26 protein-coding genes and 1 tRNA gene are annotated in these 15,650 nt (G+C 35.2%); 17 read left to right on the plus strand and 10 right to left on the minus strand.

Annotation, left to right across the window (positions count from 1 at the left end):
- Positions 1-45: 45 nt before the first annotated feature.
- The gene (gene tcmP, locus STK_RS07460) at positions 46-1,065 is read left to right on the plus strand and encodes a three-Cys-motif partner protein TcmP (protein WP_010979372.1); all 1,020 of its coding nucleotides are present in this window, start codon (positions 46-48) and stop codon (positions 1,063-1,065) included.
- Here the strand turns inward: tcmP and STK_RS07465 are convergent.
- From STK_RS07465 to STK_RS07480, 4 genes are all read right to left on the minus strand, one after another.
- Positions 1,062-2,132 (minus strand): radical SAM protein, encoded by a 1,071-nt coding sequence (locus STK_RS07465; RefSeq protein ID WP_052846544.1) that lies wholly within the window; start codon positions 2,130-2,132, stop codon positions 1,062-1,064. The two genes, tcmP and STK_RS07465, sit on opposite strands and share 4 nt — an antisense overlap.
- Before the next feature lie 1,221 nt (positions 2,133-3,353).
- On the minus strand, positions 3,354-4,013 hold the full coding sequence (locus tag STK_RS07470) for a hypothetical protein (protein WP_010979374.1): 660 nt from the start codon (positions 4,011-4,013) through the stop codon (positions 3,354-3,356).
- A 13-nt stretch (positions 4,014-4,026) separates the two neighbouring features.
- Positions 4,027-4,593, minus strand: coding sequence for a hypothetical protein (locus tag STK_RS07475; RefSeq protein ID WP_010979375.1), 567 nt, complete (start codon positions 4,591-4,593; stop codon positions 4,027-4,029).
- A 140-nt stretch (positions 4,594-4,733) separates the two neighbouring features.
- Positions 4,734-5,015, minus strand: a complete 282-nt coding sequence (locus STK_RS07480; protein ID WP_052846545.1) for a hypothetical protein — start codon at positions 5,013-5,015, stop codon at positions 4,734-4,736.
- Between the two features lie 120 nt (positions 5,016-5,135).
- On the opposite strand from STK_RS07480, the gene STK_RS07485 reads away from it, so the two are divergent.
- Positions 5,136-5,414 carry a MarR family winged helix-turn-helix transcriptional regulator gene (locus tag STK_RS07485; RefSeq protein ID WP_232616453.1) on the plus strand — a complete coding sequence of 93 codons (279 nt, stop codon included), beginning with the start codon at positions 5,136-5,138 and terminating at the stop codon, positions 5,412-5,414.
- On the opposite strand, the gene STK_RS15260 is transcribed toward STK_RS07485, so the two are convergent.
- The 3 genes from STK_RS15260 to STK_RS07495 are packed head-to-tail and all read right to left on the minus strand — an operon-like array spanning position 5,411 to position 6,233.
- Positions 5,411-5,581, minus strand: coding sequence for a hypothetical protein (locus STK_RS15260; protein ID WP_198429657.1), 171 nt, complete (start codon positions 5,579-5,581; stop codon positions 5,411-5,413). The two genes, STK_RS07485 and STK_RS15260, sit on opposite strands and share 4 nt — an antisense overlap.
- A gap of 54 nt (positions 5,582-5,635) precedes the next feature.
- On the minus strand, positions 5,636-6,076 hold the full coding sequence (locus STK_RS07490; RefSeq protein ID WP_010979378.1) for a hypothetical protein: 441 nt from the start codon (positions 6,074-6,076) through the stop codon (positions 5,636-5,638).
- Positions 6,036-6,233, minus strand: coding sequence for a DUF5678 domain-containing protein (locus STK_RS07495; protein WP_052846547.1), 198 nt, complete (start codon positions 6,231-6,233; stop codon positions 6,036-6,038). The genes STK_RS07490 and STK_RS07495 overlap by 41 nt, the downstream gene beginning before the upstream one ends.
- An 89-nt stretch (positions 6,234-6,322) precedes the next feature.
- On the opposite strand from STK_RS07495, the gene STK_RS07500 reads away from it, so the two are divergent.
- From STK_RS07500 to STK_RS07540, 10 genes are all read left to right on the plus strand, one after another.
- On the plus strand, positions 6,323-6,655 hold the full coding sequence (locus STK_RS07500) for a hypothetical protein (RefSeq protein WP_010979379.1): 333 nt from the start codon (positions 6,323-6,325) through the stop codon (positions 6,653-6,655).
- Positions 6,655-6,909, plus strand: a complete 255-nt coding sequence (locus STK_RS07505) for a hypothetical protein (RefSeq protein WP_052846548.1) — start codon at positions 6,655-6,657, stop codon at positions 6,907-6,909. Before STK_RS07500 ends, STK_RS07505 begins: the two co-directional genes overlap by 1 nt.
- Positions 6,902-7,096 (plus strand): hypothetical protein, encoded by a 195-nt coding sequence (locus STK_RS07510; protein ID WP_052846549.1) that lies wholly within the window; start codon positions 6,902-6,904, stop codon positions 7,094-7,096. The genes STK_RS07505 and STK_RS07510 overlap by 8 nt, the downstream gene beginning before the upstream one ends.
- The gene (locus STK_RS07515; protein ID WP_010979381.1) at positions 7,089-7,406 is read left to right on the plus strand and encodes a hypothetical protein; all 318 of its coding nucleotides are present in this window, start codon (positions 7,089-7,091) and stop codon (positions 7,404-7,406) included. Before STK_RS07510 ends, STK_RS07515 begins: the two co-directional genes overlap by 8 nt.
- Position 7,407: 1 nt before the next feature.
- Complete coding sequence (locus STK_RS07520) at positions 7,408-7,695, plus strand: hypothetical protein (protein WP_010979382.1); 288 nt, start codon at positions 7,408-7,410, stop codon at positions 7,693-7,695.
- Between the two features lie 70 nt (positions 7,696-7,765).
- The gene (locus tag STK_RS07525; RefSeq protein WP_198429658.1) at positions 7,766-7,930 is read left to right on the plus strand and encodes a hypothetical protein; all 165 of its coding nucleotides are present in this window, start codon (positions 7,766-7,768) and stop codon (positions 7,928-7,930) included.
- Positions 7,930-8,145, plus strand: coding sequence for a CopG family ribbon-helix-helix protein (locus STK_RS07530; protein WP_052846550.1), 216 nt, complete (start codon positions 7,930-7,932; stop codon positions 8,143-8,145). Before STK_RS07525 ends, STK_RS07530 begins: the two co-directional genes overlap by 1 nt.
- Positions 8,142-8,282 (plus strand): hypothetical protein, encoded by a 141-nt coding sequence (locus STK_RS15265; RefSeq protein ID WP_198429659.1) that lies wholly within the window; start codon positions 8,142-8,144, stop codon positions 8,280-8,282. The genes STK_RS07530 and STK_RS15265 overlap by 4 nt, the downstream gene beginning before the upstream one ends.
- The gene (locus tag STK_RS07535) at positions 8,269-8,565 is read left to right on the plus strand and encodes a cell division protein ZapB (protein WP_010979385.1); all 297 of its coding nucleotides are present in this window, start codon (positions 8,269-8,271) and stop codon (positions 8,563-8,565) included. The genes STK_RS15265 and STK_RS07535 overlap by 14 nt, the downstream gene beginning before the upstream one ends.
- Entirely contained in the window at positions 8,562-8,870 is a 309-nt protein-coding gene (locus STK_RS07540; RefSeq protein ID WP_010979386.1) for a hypothetical protein, read from the plus strand. The genes STK_RS07535 and STK_RS07540 overlap by 4 nt, the downstream gene beginning before the upstream one ends.
- On the opposite strand, the gene STK_RS07545 is transcribed toward STK_RS07540, so the two are convergent.
- From STK_RS07545 to STK_RS07555, 3 genes are all read right to left on the minus strand, one after another.
- A complete protein-coding gene (locus STK_RS07545; RefSeq protein WP_052846951.1) occupies positions 8,859-10,097 on the minus strand; it encodes a tyrosine-type recombinase/integrase in 1,239 nt (412 codons plus the stop codon). The genes STK_RS07540 and STK_RS07545 overlap by 12 nt on opposite strands.
- A gap of 135 nt (positions 10,098-10,232) precedes the next feature.
- A tRNA-Met gene (locus tag STK_RS07550) sits at positions 10,233-10,319 on the minus strand.
- A gap of 56 nt (positions 10,320-10,375) precedes the next feature.
- On the minus strand, positions 10,376-11,209 hold the full coding sequence (locus STK_RS07555; RefSeq protein ID WP_010979388.1) for a hypothetical protein: 834 nt from the start codon (positions 11,207-11,209) through the stop codon (positions 10,376-10,378).
- Between the two features lie 114 nt (positions 11,210-11,323).
- Between STK_RS07555 and speD the strand changes: the two genes are divergently transcribed.
- The 5 genes from speD to hmgA all read left to right on the plus strand — a co-directional run bounded on the left by speD (position 11,324) and on the right by hmgA (position 15,636).
- Positions 11,324-11,710 carry an adenosylmethionine decarboxylase gene (gene speD, locus STK_RS07560; RefSeq protein WP_010979389.1) on the plus strand — a complete coding sequence of 129 codons (387 nt, stop codon included), beginning with the start codon at positions 11,324-11,326 and terminating at the stop codon, positions 11,708-11,710.
- Between the two features lie 153 nt (positions 11,711-11,863).
- On the plus strand, positions 11,864-12,910 hold the full coding sequence (locus STK_RS07565) for a hydroxymethylglutaryl-CoA synthase (protein WP_010979390.1): 1,047 nt from the start codon (positions 11,864-11,866) through the stop codon (positions 12,908-12,910).
- On the plus strand, positions 12,910-14,001 hold the full coding sequence (locus tag STK_RS07570) for a thiolase family protein (protein WP_010979391.1): 1,092 nt from the start codon (positions 12,910-12,912) through the stop codon (positions 13,999-14,001). Before STK_RS07565 ends, STK_RS07570 begins: the two co-directional genes overlap by 1 nt.
- 8 nt (positions 14,002-14,009) lie before the next feature.
- The gene (locus tag STK_RS07575; protein ID WP_052846952.1) at positions 14,010-14,417 is read left to right on the plus strand and encodes a Zn-ribbon domain-containing OB-fold protein; all 408 of its coding nucleotides are present in this window, start codon (positions 14,010-14,012) and stop codon (positions 14,415-14,417) included.
- A complete protein-coding gene (gene hmgA, locus STK_RS07580) occupies positions 14,401-15,636 on the plus strand; it encodes a hydroxymethylglutaryl-CoA reductase (NADPH) (protein ID WP_010979393.1) in 1,236 nt (411 codons plus the stop codon). The genes STK_RS07575 and hmgA overlap by 17 nt, the downstream gene beginning before the upstream one ends.
- Positions 15,637-15,650: the final 14 nt, after the last annotated feature.

A 15,650-nucleotide genomic window follows, 5' to 3' on the forward strand; every position in this document is an offset into this window, starting at 1 on the left:
TCAAACTAAAAGAAATTTAAATATGTTTTACATAATATTTTAGGAATGTCACAAGGAAGTAACATAAAAAAGAGTCCCTATGAGAAATTAAGGACTATCCTAGAATATCTCGTATTTGCCAAAAATTGCACAAAAAACATTAAAAATATCCTAGAAAAAAATGAGCTCTTTATCAAAGATGAAGATGTGAGTTATGGCCCACATACTCTCTTAAAGCTGGCTTACCTGTACTACTACTTCGATATAGCTCTGGAAATTGCAAAAAAACATTTTGACAAGCTCATCTTTGTTGATGCCTTCGGAGGAAGCGGATTAGTTAGAATAAAAAATTCAGACTATGTATCTTTAGGTTCATCACTCCTTGCCCTAGTCTTTAAGTCACGATCTGGAAAGGCGAGATTCAATAAGATAATAAGCATAGAAATGGAGTCTAAGAGGGCTTATTTGCTAAGAAGAAGACTCGAAGTGCTCAAAAAAGAATTAGGAATAGATACAGATTTTAAAGTGATACGAGACGATGTAAATAAGAAAATCAATGATGTAGCTAACGACATAAACAAAAGAGATTATGGTATTCTGTTCGTAGATCCTGAAGGTGTAGAAATACAACTTCAAAATCTATCCATTATATTATCAAAGTCAATAGGTATAGATGTTATCCTTAATCAATCGGAAGGGGTCTATAGGCTATTAGGCAGAGCCCAAAATGGGGATGATAGTGCCTTAAAAAAACTAGTAGAATACTTACCGACTTTAGCCAGTATTAAGGACCCAGACAAAGCGAGAGATTTATTATTTAGACTATTTGGGAAACCCATAGAAGCTACAGCGGAAATTAGAGATGAGAATAATAAGCCTATATATGAACTCGTCCTTAGAGTTAGACGGACAAAATCTGATACACCGTGGATAAGACCAATGAAAGAATTTTCTGAGATGATTAGTAAATATAACGGTAGAGATGTATTGAACATTTTAGATCAAATCCATAATAAAAGGACAACAATTTTAGATCAAATTAATAGAAAAAATACTGATATAACAAGTTTCTTTAAAAAATACTAACTATGATACTCATACCACCACTTACCCTTCAAATTATATTTTAGGAGTAACGCTTTAAACATCTTACCTAGTAAGTAATCCTTTTCAGCATCTACTACAATTTTCTCACCTAGGAGAGATTCCAAATATTCCATATTCATTCCTCTAACATGGAGCATTTCTCCAAACACTTGATCTACTCCTATTTCTGCTAATTCCCTCATGATTTCATCTAGATCCTCCTCTACATTTTCCCTTATTTTATTAGGTGGGAATACTGGAGCTATTATAACCCCTACCTTTAGTCCCAATTCTTTAGCCTTTCTAAGTACTTCTAACCTACTTTTAGGACGAGGTGCTCTAGGTTCTATTACCTCAGATAGTTTTTCATTAAGAGTTGCTATAGACATTTGCAAGATTACTTGGTTCTTATACCTTGAAAGTAGATCAAAATCTTTTATAACAAGGACAGATCTAGTCTGAATGAGAAACTTAACTCCTGCAGGCAGAGCTTTTTCCAATATTTTCCTAGGAATTGGATAAAGTTGGGGTAAATAAGGATCGTGAGTTGAGGACATCATAATTACTTTCCCTCTCCATTTCCTCCATGGAGTTTTCTCTATTGCTTCATCAATGTTCTTAGGCTTCAGAAAATACATTCCCCAGGGCCTTTGAATAATATCTCCAACTCTCGTTACAGTGAATCTCTTATGAATGTTGTCTACATAACAGAACGGGCAAGCGTGAATACATCCTATTGCAAAATTTACTGCCCAACCGTCACTAAGTTCTTTTCCTACGCCTCCTTTCTCTACATACGTTAATTTTGAAGGCTTAACGAGAGGAGGCTTTATCTCATATTCCCCAAAACTTACCTTCCTTACGTCCCTATTAAATATGAAAATATCAAGAGTATAATGTTCTGTCAGATTTCTAATAATCTTTCTTTTTCTCATAGTCGCGTGAGCTTTTTTTGCAGCTTCAGATCTTTTTTTATGTTCTAGTTTATCGAGCAGTTCCCTTATTTGCTGCTGAGATAAACCAATCTCGCTCGCTCTTTTTTCCTCTACCGTACTATCTAAAGCCAAATCTAATTACCCCGAAAGCTTAAATATTGTCTACATGATGTATTGTATTTCCTACTAATTAAAATTTTTTAAAAATCTTCTGCTTTATGGATTTCTTCAATTTTTATCTGAACAGATGTTAAACTTTTTTAATCTACCACTTGATTTTGAATTTAAGAAAAACTGATGGGCTTAATATCTAAGAAAATTAAAGTATTCAACAAAGCAAAGCTCTTCTATGAGGCTAAGCAAAATATGTGCGTAGATTTCCATTTAATATTTACAATAAATGATTGGCATGATCAAGGTCCACGGTATGCCGAGAGATATTATGTTTAATACAGATACATCTATTAAGGACTTGCAGCCAAATTGTGGAATTTATTGAGAAAAACTGCTATTGTCACAAACTACTACTAAGCGGAGTGTAGAGAAAAAATGATAGCAGTTGTTCTAATTTTCTCGGTAATACAAAATTCTTGGCACTACCGATAAAGTTTTTAGTTTAGTGTTTAGTTAATTAAAAATATGAGGATAAAATCCTCAGATTAGTTGAGATGTGTTTAGTTGATACACTAAATTTGCTGAAAATCTTTAAGCTACGTTAAAGTAGAACAACTGCTAAAATGAAAAGCTTAAGTTCAAGATAGTTATCTATTCATGCAAGACCTTTCTTAGCTCCTAAAAAATTTTCTAGAAAATATAAAAATTCAATTAGCTATAGTTTAGTAGAAGATTTGGCGATAAGTCTGACCATAGTTTGGTTTGTTAAATAACCGAAAAGGTAAGGGGAATTAGCAGTTCTGCTTGCAGTACCCTGAACTAGTACTTCCTTATATATTATTTTTTATGATATTTGGTTAGATAATTACTTTTACAGTATACTATAACGTGTTATCCTAAGCCTGTGTTTGTTCAATTTTCAACTCATTATATGATTTCGAACTTATATCTCTTCCTAAAGAACGTTATCCTAGTATAAAAATCTGTTCAGCCCCGTAAAAATTGTAATATAAATCTGTTCAATGTAGTTAGGGTTTTTATCAAAATATGTGAAGAAAACTGCTAATTGATTGTTATTAAAAGCAATTTTTACAATTTTTTGTAATAAATTTCTCGATTTATTGTAAACAGTTTTGGTATAAATAAAAGAAAGATATTGAAATTAACCGGGGAGTTAACAGTAAGTTAGAATATTTATTACAAAAATGAGAAAAATTATCGATACTCATCACTGTTAGTTTACTTGCCGGAACCGGGGTATTTCGGTTTTAATACCCAGCTTTCCAATACGTCTCCTGGTATTTCGTAACCTAAGGACTCTATCACCTTCTTCAGAAATATGAAAATCTTATCGAATTGGAAGGTGAATTTAGCCACTTCCACCAACTTTTTAAGCCTTGTCAGCACTTTCTCGTAAATCCACTGCTTTAACTGTTCTGAAGTAGTAAATACCCTGATCTTATGCTTCTCCAATTCTTTTACTGCTAAGTCCGAAAAGGCGTATGCGAAGATACCCGGGAACACGTGGTAGCCCTTCGCCCTTAATCCGTTCACTACTTTGTATATCTGGTTCAGCTTCCAGCGGAGCTGTGACCTGGAGACGGGTTTTGAGGTCTGGTAAGAAAAGTAGATTACGAAGGCCGTCCTCCTCTGCTTCTTGTTAATGTTGTCTCCGGTCCACGGGTCTTCGAGATAAATGACCAGTATTCTGTCTCCATATCCGGCCTCCCTGAACTCGACGTATCCGTTTTCGTCCTTCAGCCTGCTCTTCAGCCATGCGGGTATATTCAGGAGGTCCTTCGTGTCTTTAATACCTAGTATAGTGTTCCTCAAACCGCCGAGTATTTTTATTAGTTCCCCTTTAGCCTCGTAGATTACTTGCAGGAGCTCCTCCTTCATGTTAACCCCCCGGTTAACGCAGAAAGTCGTAGATCGACGTTTGCCTACCCTGGGGTCTCGTATATCTCAGCAATTCCTTGAGCTTCCTTATCACGTAATTCGGATCCCTTATTTGCTCAAATTTACCTAAAAGCATCAGCGTAATATCTCCGTAATTGAAACCATACCTCACTGCTTCAGTCAACTCTCTTTTCGTAGAAATACCCAGGTACCACTTTTCGTATCTGCTGTGTTTGATGAAGTCTTCAATAGTATAATTCCTAAACCTGGAGTCGCTTGCATAACCCAGTAGTACGTTATAGTTATTCTCCCTGAGTTTATCGGCTATTTCAATCTGGCTTAGGTCGTGGACGGGTACTATGTACCGTATATTACGCGGGATCGGTAATATGCGGTCTATATTGTCCGGGTAAATCGCTATCTGTATCTTGTCCTTGTTCGACCAAAGTTTCTTCAGATAACCCTTATAGTCCCTCCGAATGAGTAGCGCTTTCTTATCGTCGAAGAACCTCGGATAAATAATATAGCCATCGACTTGAAGCTTCTTAATTAACGGATTATAGCCTATCGCGAGTTCCATGCGTTAACCCCCCAGTTAACGCTCTCTAGTAGAGAATTCAATTGAAGAAGAATGAAGAAGATGATGAGTATCAGCGTAATGCTTATAAGAATTGCAGAGAATATTTTCATTGAACTCCCCCGCCCTGGTTTCTTTTCTTTTTAACTTGTTGAAACTGCAATAGTTTCTTTCAATTTGTCTATGTATTTTAGGAGTGGTAGAAATACGTTAACTAACTGCTGTTTAGCCTTATCTGTGAGTATATATCTGCCATCAGAAGTCTTTTGTATAAACCCATGTGCCAATAACCATGTTATGTTCTCATTATATGTTGTTGAGCTCATCTTTAGTATAGATACTATTTCCTTATCGTTTTTTGGACCGTCTAATAAGACCAGTAAGATTTTCGCCGACGGGAGAACTAACATATCTCTTATTTTCATATGATACGTGTCGCGTATCAAATATATAAATCTTTTTGTACGTGTCACGTAGCAGTATGCATATATTCATTACATATTCTTAGTATAATTTACTACGTGAAACGTACAGAGTTAACTGAAATGCAGCAAAGGGTATTATTATTCCTTCTAGAGAATGACGGCTCAGCATTCAGGGACATATCTGACAAAACAGAAAGCAACCCGAATGCGATAAAAAAGGCTATAGATGAGTTAATGGAATTGGGCTTAGTTTACGATAAGAGGGAGGACACGTTCCCAAGAAGGAGGCTTATATATTTGACCGAGTATGGAAAGGAAGTTGCTAAGAGGCTAAAAGAAATAGTAGAGATTATTAATGAGAGTTCTAAACATCCGCAAAAGCCTTCAGTTGAAGTTTAATCTAAATTTAGCATTTTTCTAATAGCTTCATATTTATTCTCCTTCAATTCGGTATATATTACCTCTACTCGTACTTTTGCATCTTCCAGGCTTTTTGCTTTTCTGAGCTCAATTAATATTAAATCTAAACAGTCTTCAAACCCTTTCAGATAACTATCTTTATCCATACACGATCAATTAATATAACCTAATAAATAATAGACTGAGAACACCGAAAATTACTAATCAATATATAAAGTCATCCATTCAGATTTATACATACATACTATAATATTGCGTAAGAAATCTTCTCTGCCTAAAATTACAGCCGGGACTATTTCTTCTGGATAAGGGTTATACTCTATTATAGCAGCGTTAAAGTTCCAGCTTATCTCGTCTAGCTGAGGGAAGGAAAACCTAAATGAGTATCTATAGTACTCCCTATTATTAATTATCACTCTGTCTACGTATCTGGATCTCATTTCATCTTCTGTGAAACATTCATTAGCGGTATACTTGTTTACAACCGTATATCTGCTGCCTGTATCTATTAGCCCTAGTACCAATTTGTCCCTTCCGAGTTTAGGGCATTCAAACCTTATTTTCAGTAAAGGAATAAGGTTTCCGTAGAAGTCCGAAAATTTAATGACCTTCAGAGTCTTTTTTGAGGGATTTAGGGACATATATTATATCGTAATCTGCTATACTATAACCCTTTCTTGCTAACTCCTTTTCTAGTTCTTCTCTAGAATCGGCATAGCCTATAATATTAAAGTTCTCGTCTACTGCAATGAACTTACCTAGATATTTAGGGTCTCTGACTACCAAACTTTCTGGCATATGATTAAATTAGATTTATACTAATATCAACCTATTCTACGCTTTACGTATCAAAAGATTTATATATTTGATACGTTATACGTATCATAGTGATAACAAAAATGTCCGTGGCTCAAACCCTCAAACCCGTTAACCGGGGAGTTGACATGAAGGTAAGTGAAAAAGATCTTCTTTTTTTAGTTGAGGCACTTGACAAGAAGGAAAGGAAACTAATATTCGAAAAATTTTCGGAGGATTTCAAGGAGGTCCTAACTAGGGCTGCAATGTATAAGCTGACCAGGGGAGACACGCATTTGAAGAATGAGAGGATTCTATGGCTCATTGAGAATAATGAAGAAGCTAAGAAGTTTGTGTTGGACTTACTGAAAAAGAAGGCACAGAGGATGTTAGAGATTATAGAAAAACTGGAGGCTGAGGAGTGATGACAATATTGGGTATAGGACCTAAATTTAGCGATATTGCGGAAGAAGTGTTAGAGCTGACAAAGAGGCTAGATGAGCTATTAGAGAAAAGCGCGTCTAAATCCGAAATATATGAAATTGCAACTGAGGCTAAAGATAGTACTAAGGAGTTGTTGTTCAACTTAGAGAGGCTAATAGAGTACATAGAGGAGGAGCAGAAGAAGAGATGGGCAGAGGAGCTGAAGGGTGGAGAAGAGGGTGATGAAGATGAGTGAGGAATATTATAAATTAGAAGTATTAGCGCCAGATGAAACTGTAGCAGAAGAATTAAACAAAGCATTACAAGGACAAATCTTCGATTATGAGCAGGCAACGATGAAGAAGCTAGAGATTGAAGAACTTTGTCCAGAATGCATCGTAGTATTGAAGAAAATAAGGAAAGGAGGTAGGAAACATGACTGAGACTACTTCTATTTTACAGCAGTACTTAGAGAAAGCTTATGCATTATATGGAAAAGCTGTAAGGTTAGTAGCAGTAGACAGAGCCGCAAGGAGGATAATGAAGGAGGTTAACGAATTGATCAGTGCACTGGAAGAATACATAAATTACAATATTGAATATGACGCTGTTGAGGTTTCTAACAAGCTTACATATTACGAAAAGCAGCTTAAGATGATTGAAGAGAAAAAAGATTCTATGCTATTGAGGAGTTTTAGGGAAATGACTAGAAAACAAAACGGTAAACTGGGGAGTTTACCGCAAGAGGACTGAGGTGAGGATCGTGGCAGTTACTAATACTAAATATAAATATGTAAGCGTGGACGGGAAAGTCAAGGTAATTTTAGTCAATAATGAGGGTGGTGCTATCAGAATTAGTGGCGACATCGCAAGCCAGAGCAGGCCAGGGATGTGGCATCATGCCGAGATCATAATCAATAATGATGGTTGGGTTAGATTTAGTTGCAGTTGTGAAGCTGGAGCTCATGGTTTTCTGTGTCACCATGTTGCTGAACTTTATAATGTCTATCGTAAAAACTTCAAGAAGCTCTTAACGAGGTGAGCTGGGAATGAACCTGGACGAGCGTACTTTAGAAAAAATAGCAGACTGCTGGGTCCGGTTCAGACGCGTAATGCATGTTAGTGAATTAGATGAGGATTGCAAGCACGTAATTTGCACATTTTTATTGAAAATCGCTGAAGATGATAAGGACTTTATTGATGATTTAGAGATACGTGAAGATGTAGAGTTTTGTCAGAAATCTGAAAGAAAGCCAGTAGTCCCAGGTGTATTGTGATGAGAGTCGTAACATTTAAGGCTGATGAGGAGCTTATTGCCAGACTTCAATTGGCTGCAATTAATGAGAGGAGGACTGTTTCAGAAATAATTAGAGACGCTATTGAGTATTATCTATCATGTAAAAAATTCGGCAGAGTATATAGAAAATCAGATAATGTAGAAATTATTGGGGAAAATTATCAGAATAAGGAAATTAGGGTGCAGGAACTATGAAGAAATCAACTCTGATCCTTTTGCTTCAAAATATTTACGAAGATGCTGAGACATGTAATTGCTATCCAATAAAGAGAAAGATAGAGTTCTTAATTGAGAAGGTAAATAAAGAGGGCGTGGAAAATGACGATCAATGAAGTCTATCAGCAACTAGATGAGCTGCAGCTCAAGTACAGCAAAGCTATTGACACTATTACAAAGCTGCAGAATAAGATAGCGAGACTTCAGAGAGAGAACGAACAGCTAAAAGAACAAAACAGAGAGCTCTTAGAGGAAAATAAAAAGCTTAGGAAACTAAATAATATATTGTACAAGGCAATGGAGATAGCAGTAAACATAGAGAACCCTGAAGCTCAAACTAGGCATCTCAAAAAAGTGTTAGAAAAGTTGAGAGAGGAAACTAGGGAGTTTAAGGGGTGAGGGCAGTGGCTTTATCGATGCCCCTGGTGATACCGAAACGTCGGATATATAAGAAGACTAAGGGAAACTATACCTATTATACCATTTATATACCTCAAGATTTCAATGATCTAATCCCTATTCCAGCTTTTATAACAATAATAATAGGAAACGAAACATTGAAGTTGGGTGTTAGAAGACCTTTCAAAGTTGGAAGAGAGAAATATGCAATTATCTTATCAAAAGAATTAGCGTCTATTTGGGAAAGACTAATCAAAGAAAGCATAGAAGTAACGTTGGTCTTAGAGCCTATCTCAAGTCAGTAATTTTGGAGCATACTTTTCATAAATCTCTCGTAATTCTTCTTCTGAGAAAGGTAAATAATGTTCCTGTAAAATTCTGAACTGGTTTGGCGCAGCACGTCCTTGTAAAATGTTCACTATCATGGGGCTTACTCCTTGTTTAATCATATAACTTGCCCAAAATGCTCTAAGATCGTAAAGCCTGAATACTTTTCCACCTCTTTGCATTGCAGCTTTTATTTCTGCCCTCATCTTATCTTCATTCATCGGGAAGAACTTCATCTTCCACTTCTCAATGTCTTGCCCAATAGCCTTAACTCCTCCCCAATGTCTCCTAATATAGTTCTCTCTATAAGGAAGATAATTCTCCTCAATCCATTTAGCAGTTTCTCTATGTAAAAATGCGATATATGCACGTTTAGTCTCGTTCTCCTTAAATAACTTAATTATTCTGTGCTGCAAATCCACTTGGTTCACGGACAAGTAGAAGAGCTCACCGGTTCTCAACCCAGTTTCTGCAGCGATTAAGAAGTAAGTCTTTGCACCCAGCTCCTGGATCTCGCTGAAGACCTTCTTGAGTAAATCAAGCGAAAGCACCGCCGGTTTGTATTTAGTTTTAGGTCTGGGTATGGAAAAGCTGTGGTAAAGGATCTGTGCAAGTATGGGGTCTTTACTTCTAACTATTTCCTTTATGAAAAGTTTCAATACTGTAGCCATTTGCCTCGCTCTGTGGGGACTTTCATCGAATTGTTCTAAAATATAGTCCTTTATCTTATCTGGAGAAATAACATAATTATTATCCTTGGCGATCCTGTTTATATACCGCCAGTAGTCCTCGAATGTGTTCTTAGCTTTATTTTCTATCAATTTCTTAAACATTTGTAAATCTTCTTGCGTGATAGGGTATGAATAGGAAGCAGCTTTGATGAACTCCCCCAAGTTCCTTTGCAGCAATGATAAGAAGAACTCTCTGAATTCCGGGTCCTTAGTAGCTTTTACTATTACCCCTATCGCTTCGTTTATTCCTATCTTTGATATATCTATACTATAGGTAAGTTGGACTAATTCGTCCGGTGTTAAGTACTCTGCTGCTTTTTGAACTACTTCGTCCGGTATCTTCCTCTTCTTATTTTTATACCTCCACCACGTTACTCTGTCTATACCGAGTTCTTTGTAGGATATACCCTTTTGCAGCACAGTTTCTACAATTTTTATCTTCTGCTCCTCACTTAAACTGGAAACGTCCACTATCATGATTTACCCTTCTGATAAATATATCAGAGACCTAACTGATATATTCGTTTCCATTTTCTTCCTCGCGCGTTTCCGATAATTCTCTTCACGAGAACGTAAACCCCTTTCAATTTACGAAAAGAATTACGTAAGTGCCGCCGCGGGGATTTGAACCCCGGACAACCGGATGTCCCCTTACCGTATGAGTCCGGCGCTCTAACCAGGCTGAGCTACGGCGGCGACAATAAAAATATTGTGTTAAGGCTTATAAAGTTTAATTCCCTAACTTATGGGGTTCATATCATTATTTTAGCTGAAATGTAATATATTGATGGACCTTCAAACAGTATATTTACATTTATTATATAGGACGAGTTAGGATATTTAAGCAATGGCGTTGTCAGTATTGGAATTAATAATTCGTTATATTCATATGGTATCTGTATACTTGTACTGAAGATCTTAGTGTTATTTGTATATACTTCTATTTTATAAGTCCCTGTTTTTATATTAAAATTAGATGGATTCATAATAAGGTAAACATTTTCATAATAAGTTGAGTTATAGAAATATGTTATATTATAAGGTACTGGATAATATAATGGTTGGGCGGATTTTATTAAACTAATATTTGTTGATGCTGTTATAGTAGTTATTGGTAATCCGTCTATCTTATAAACATTTTCTATCATCTGATCTATTTGAGTTATGAGATTTGTTGCTGATTGGTTATTATAATGATAGTTATAATATCCTGATGCTTCTATGTATACATAGGATATAAATTCTATATTATTTGGTAAGATAAAGGTTAATAATGATTTACTCTTGCTCGTTGGTCCAACACTTATTGTCGTACTGTTTATATATTGTTTTAGAGTTCCAGTAATTGAGGAATTTATATGTAGAGAAACTCCTAAAACTATTGATGCTGTGAGGGTCATAGGTAATATCCCGTAGTTTATCGCGTTTACTTCTAATTTCAGTATGAAATGTCCTGGATATGTGCTTTCATATGTTAAACTATATGGTATTACATTTATATCAAATTTTATATTTTCATAATAAAATAATACTCCAATCACAATTAATAATATTATTACTATGCCAAGAATATATATTCCTCTCATTAAGAGGTAATTCTTGCTGATAGTATTTGAGTTTAATTCAAAGGCTAATTAGGAGAGATTACTTTATTAATCATAATATATTTAAGGGCTAATTGGAGGGCCTTAGGAAAAGAAATGAGCTCTCAACTAATTTCTCTGGTTAATACAGATAGAATAATAGGTAAACATGTTTTTGGAAATTTATATGATATAGATCCAAAAATTTTAAATGATAAAGATTTTTTACATAATTTAGTATTAGAAGCTGTAAAAATAGCTAATATGAAGTTAGTTGAAATAAAGTCATGGAATTTTGGTGGGAAAAAAGGCGGTGTTTCAGTTATAGCATTAGTGGAAGAGAGTCATATAGCTCTTCATACGTGGACAGAATATAATTACGCTACTCTAGATGTATATACTTGCGGAGAAAATAGTAATCCTCAAGCTGCTTTTGAATATATTGTATCACAACTTAAACCAAAACGGTATCAAATGTTTTATGCTGATAGAAGTTCAGAGTGAGCTGAGTAAATCATTAAATCATTTTTTATTTTTTCATCATTCCCTTACTCTTATTTCCTAATTCCTTTTTAAAACTTATATTCGACAAAAGTCTATGAATCCATAGACAATTGTAGAAACTCTTTTTATTTAAAAATGTTCTTATATTAGCCAATGAGTTCTGGGATAGTAGGATGGGGAGCATATGTTCCTCGTTATAGATTAAATGTCCTAGAAATAGCTAAACTATGGGGATATGATGAAGGTGTTGTAAAAAGTTTGGGTTTGATGGAAAAAGCAGTTCCTTCTCACGATGAAGATTCAACAACAATGGCATGGGAGGCAGCGAGAAATGCTTTAATGAGAGCAAAAATCGATCCTTCTGAAATCAAAGCCGTCTTATTTGGTTCTGAATCTAAAGTTTATGCAGTTAAACCTACTTCTACAATAATTATTGATTCTTTAGGTATATCACATGAAACTTTAAGTGCAGATTTAGAATTTGCTTGTAGGGCAGCATCAGTAGGTTTAAGGTTATTGTCTGGAATGGTTGAAGCAAATAGAATAAAATACGGTTTAGTAATAGGAAGTGATGTAGCCCAATCTAATCCTGGTGATGTATTAGAATTAAGCTCTGCTGCCGCTTCTGTAGCATATATTGTTGGTCCAGCAGATGAATCTTCTGCAATAATAGAATATGCAACTTCATATACAACTGATATGCCAGATTTTTGGAGAAGAGATGGAATGCCTTATCCACTTCATGGTGAGGCATTTACTGGTGAACCAGCTTATTTTGCCCATATTATATCTGCTGTTCAACTTCTACTTAAAGAGGGTGGGTATTCAATATCTGATTTTGATTATTTTGTATTTCATCAACCTAATGGTAAATTCCCATTGCAAGTTGCTAAAAAGCTAGGCGTCCCATTAGAGAAAGTCAAAGAAGGATTAGTGTCCCCGTATATAGGAAATCCTTATAATGCGTCAGCATTATTAGGTTTAGCAAAGGTTTTAGATATTGCTAAGCCTGGACAAAGAATATTAGTTGCTCCTTTTGGAAGTGGTGCTGGAAGTGATGCATTTAGTATCTTGGTTACAGATAAAATAGAAGAGAGGCAAAAACTTGCGCCAAGAGTTGAAGATTATATTAATAATAAGAAAGTAATTTCATACTCTGTTTATGCAAAGACAACAAACAAATACAAGGTGTATGAGTAATGGTTTCAATAGCTGAAGTTTCTTTCATAAAGATTGATCGCTATTATGAGTATTCTGAAAAAGATTTAGTTATAGAGGCTTATAAGCAAATAGAAACTAAGGTAAAAGATTACATAAAACCAGATGTAGTTATAGTCTCAAGTGGTTATGCTGAGAGTATTGGAAAATCTTCTTTATCAGCTGTAAAACTCTCATCTTCTCTTGGATTTAAAGGGGTAAGAACATTTAGAATAGAAAATGGAGATAATGGAGGACCTTCTATTTATACTGCTTATTCTCTTATAAAATCTGGATTAGCAAAATCAGTACTTCTAATTGGAGTTGATAAATTTTCAGATCTAGCTTCAAAACAGCTTAATGATGTTTTAGCTATGAATTTACTTCACGATCATGAATATCATTTAGGATTAACTCCCCACTCATATGCAGCTATTTTAGCTAAACTTTATATGAAAAAATATAATGTTCCATATGAATATTTTGCAAACTGGCCATTAAAGATGCATGATAATGCAGTAGAAAATCCGTTCGCATATTTGAGGTTCAAGACAGATCTTAAAACTATTACTTCATCTCAATTAGTCTCTGAACCTTTAAGAATATTTGATACTGCTGCAAGAGCTGATGGAGCTGGTATTATATTATTAACTGATGATGAAGTAGCAAAGAAGTACACAGATACTCCAGTATATTTAGCAAATGTTCATGGAGCAATATACGAGTATATATATGATTTAAGTTTACCTTCTATAAGATTAGCTCTAAACGAACTTAAATATACTCCTAATAAGAATGATATCATAGAAATTCACGATTCTTATAGCATATTGGCTGCTTTAGAGTTAGAAGAATTAGGTCTGGGAGAAAAGGGTAAATCATTACTAGAACTGGATTCTTATCAGATAAACTATAGTGGTGGTCTAAAAGCTAGGGGTTATCCTGGAGGAGCTACAGCTATTTATCAGCTAGCTGAGGTTGTTATGCAGCTTAGAGGCGAATTTCCGGGAAAGAAAGCTATAGGTGAAAGTGGGGTAGTTATTTCGGCAGACGATTTAGTCACATCTTCTTATATTTCAATTTTAAAGAGGTGAAGTTAAAAGTGAAAATTAGTCCTCCAAGAAATTGGAGGTTAAAAGAAACTTTATATTCAATTGTTTTAGGCAAGTGTGAAAAATGCGGAAATATAATGTATCCTTATCAGCAATTATGTACTTCATGCGGTTCGACTAACGTGAAGAAAATTGTTTCAAGAGGTCACGGAAAACTAATTGAATACACAATATCTTATCAGTCACGTGAGGGGTATGAAAAGGCTTTACCTATGGCTGTAGGATTAATAGAATTAGATGAAGGAGTTAGGATTTTAGCCCCTCTTACTGATACTGATAACATTAAAGAAGGTGCTGAGGTTGAAGCTGTTCTAAGGAGAATTACTGCTGATTCCAATAATGGTTTAATACAGTACGGTATTAAATTTAGAGTGATAGATAATGCAAGAGATAATTGATGAGGTAGTTAATAAGGCTCTTAAAGGTGAGATCGAGCTTCATGAGATAGATAATTTTTTAGAAGCAAATGCTGCAATGGTAGCTAGAAGATTAGTTATAGAAAAACTAACAAATACTAAACTTCCTTCTATTGGATCAACAATTCTTGATTATGCTGAGATAAAAAATAGAAACGCAGAAAACGTTATAGGTGGAATTCAGATACCAGTAGGCGTTATAGGCCCTTTAAGAGTAAACGGTGATTATGCTAAAGGAGATTTTTATGTTCCCCTAGCAACTACTGAAGGTGCGTTAATAGCCAGTGTAAATAGGGGTGCAAAAGCTATAACTAAAAGTGGTGGTGCAAGAGTAAAGATAATTTTTGATGGAATGACTAGAGCACCAGTTTTTAAACTTAATAGCATAGAAGATGTTGCTGATTTTCTAAAATGGATAAAGGATAATTTTTCAAAGATAAAAGAGATTGCAGAGAGCACTACTTCACATGGTAAGCTAATGAACATAGAACCATACGTTTTAGGTAATAATGTATGGCTTAGATTTGTTTTTGAAACGGGTGATGCAATGGGTATGAACATGGTTACTGTAGCTACTGAGAAAGCATGTGAGTTTATTGAGAGAGAATTTGGAAGGGCTGTATGTTTGGCGGTAAGTGGTAATATGTGTAGTGATAAGAAACAATCTCAAGTAAATTCTCTGCATGGTAGAGGTAAGACTGTAGTCGCAGAGGCATTAATTCCAAATGATGTGATTAAGACTGTGTTAAAATCTGATTCAGTATTAATTCATGAAGTTAATTTAAGGAAAAATTGGTTAGGCGGAGCTAGGGCAGGTACAATGTTTCAGTTTAACGCTCATTTTGCTAATATTGTTACAGCTATTTTTATAGCCACTGGACAAGATGTAGCTCAAGTCGTTGAAAGCAGTTCCGGGTACACATGGACTGAAATACGAGATAATGGATTATACATTTCTGTGACTTTAACGTCGTTAGAAGTTGGTACTATTGGTGGGGGTACTAGATTACCAACTCAAAGGGAAGCTTTGTCAATTATGAGAGTAGATGGGCCAGGTAATCCTCCTGGAAGTAATGCAAGAAAATTTGCAGAAATTGTAGCATCTACTGTTCTTGCGGGAGAACTGAATTTACTTGCAGCATTGGCGAATAAGGAATTAGGTAAAGCCCATTTAAGGTTAGGCAGAGGGGCCAAAGTTTAAAAGTTATGAAAAAT

This window comes from Sulfurisphaera tokodaii str. 7 (assembly GCF_000011205.1).
Lineage (GTDB): Archaea > Thermoproteota > Thermoprotei_A > Sulfolobales > Sulfolobaceae > Sulfurisphaera > Sulfurisphaera tokodaii.

What these genes read in the sequence shown, in the direction of transcription:
- STK_RS07565 (WP_010979390.1), top strand. Translation starts at nt 11,864, where the DNA reads ATGAGTTCTGGGATAGTAGGATGGGGAGCATATGTTCCTCGTTATAGA.
- STK_RS07505 (WP_052846548.1), top strand. Translation starts at nt 6,655, where the DNA reads ATGACAATATTGGGTATAGGACCTAAATTTAGCGATATTGCGGAAGAA.
- speD (WP_010979389.1), top strand. Translation starts at nt 11,324, where the DNA reads ATGAGCTCTCAACTAATTTCTCTGGTTAATACAGATAGAATAATAGGT.
- STK_RS07480 (WP_052846545.1), bottom strand. Translation starts at nt 5,015, where the DNA reads ATGAAAATAAGAGATATGTTAGTTCTCCCGTCGGCGAAAATCTTACTG.
- STK_RS07570 (WP_010979391.1), top strand. Translation starts at nt 12,910, where the DNA reads ATGGTTTCAATAGCTGAAGTTTCTTTCATAAAGATTGATCGCTATTAT.
- hmgA (WP_010979393.1), top strand. Translation starts at nt 14,401, where the DNA reads ATGCAAGAGATAATTGATGAGGTAGTTAATAAGGCTCTTAAAGGTGAG.
- STK_RS15260 (WP_198429657.1), bottom strand. Translation starts at nt 5,581, where the DNA reads ATGGATAAAGATAGTTATCTGAAAGGGTTTGAAGACTGTTTAGATTTA.
- tcmP (WP_010979372.1), top strand. Translation starts at nt 46, where the DNA reads ATGTCACAAGGAAGTAACATAAAAAAGAGTCCCTATGAGAAATTAAGG.
- STK_RS07495 (WP_052846547.1), bottom strand. Translation starts at nt 6,233, where the DNA reads ATGCCAGAAAGTTTGGTAGTCAGAGACCCTAAATATCTAGGTAAGTTC.
- STK_RS15265 (WP_198429659.1), top strand. Translation starts at nt 8,142, where the DNA reads ATGAAGAAATCAACTCTGATCCTTTTGCTTCAAAATATTTACGAAGAT.
- STK_RS07535 (WP_010979385.1), top strand. Translation starts at nt 8,269, where the DNA reads ATGACGATCAATGAAGTCTATCAGCAACTAGATGAGCTGCAGCTCAAG.
- STK_RS07555 (WP_010979388.1), bottom strand. Translation starts at nt 11,209, where the DNA reads ATGAGAGGAATATATATTCTTGGCATAGTAATAATATTATTAATTGTG.
- STK_RS07530 (WP_052846550.1), top strand. Translation starts at nt 7,930, where the DNA reads ATGAGAGTCGTAACATTTAAGGCTGATGAGGAGCTTATTGCCAGACTT.
- STK_RS07490 (WP_010979378.1), bottom strand. Translation starts at nt 6,076, where the DNA reads ATGTCCCTAAATCCCTCAAAAAAGACTCTGAAGGTCATTAAATTTTCG.
- STK_RS07470 (WP_010979374.1), bottom strand. Translation starts at nt 4,013, where the DNA reads ATGAAGGAGGAGCTCCTGCAAGTAATCTACGAGGCTAAAGGGGAACTA.
- STK_RS07525 (WP_198429658.1), top strand. Translation starts at nt 7,766, where the DNA reads ATGCATGTTAGTGAATTAGATGAGGATTGCAAGCACGTAATTTGCACA.
- STK_RS07510 (WP_052846549.1), top strand. Translation starts at nt 6,902, where the DNA reads ATGAGTGAGGAATATTATAAATTAGAAGTATTAGCGCCAGATGAAACT.
- STK_RS07515 (WP_010979381.1), top strand. Translation starts at nt 7,089, where the DNA reads ATGACTGAGACTACTTCTATTTTACAGCAGTACTTAGAGAAAGCTTAT.
- STK_RS07485 (WP_232616453.1), top strand. Translation starts at nt 5,136, where the DNA reads ATGCAGCAAAGGGTATTATTATTCCTTCTAGAGAATGACGGCTCAGCA.
- STK_RS07475 (WP_010979375.1), bottom strand. Translation starts at nt 4,593, where the DNA reads ATGGAACTCGCGATAGGCTATAATCCGTTAATTAAGAAGCTTCAAGTC.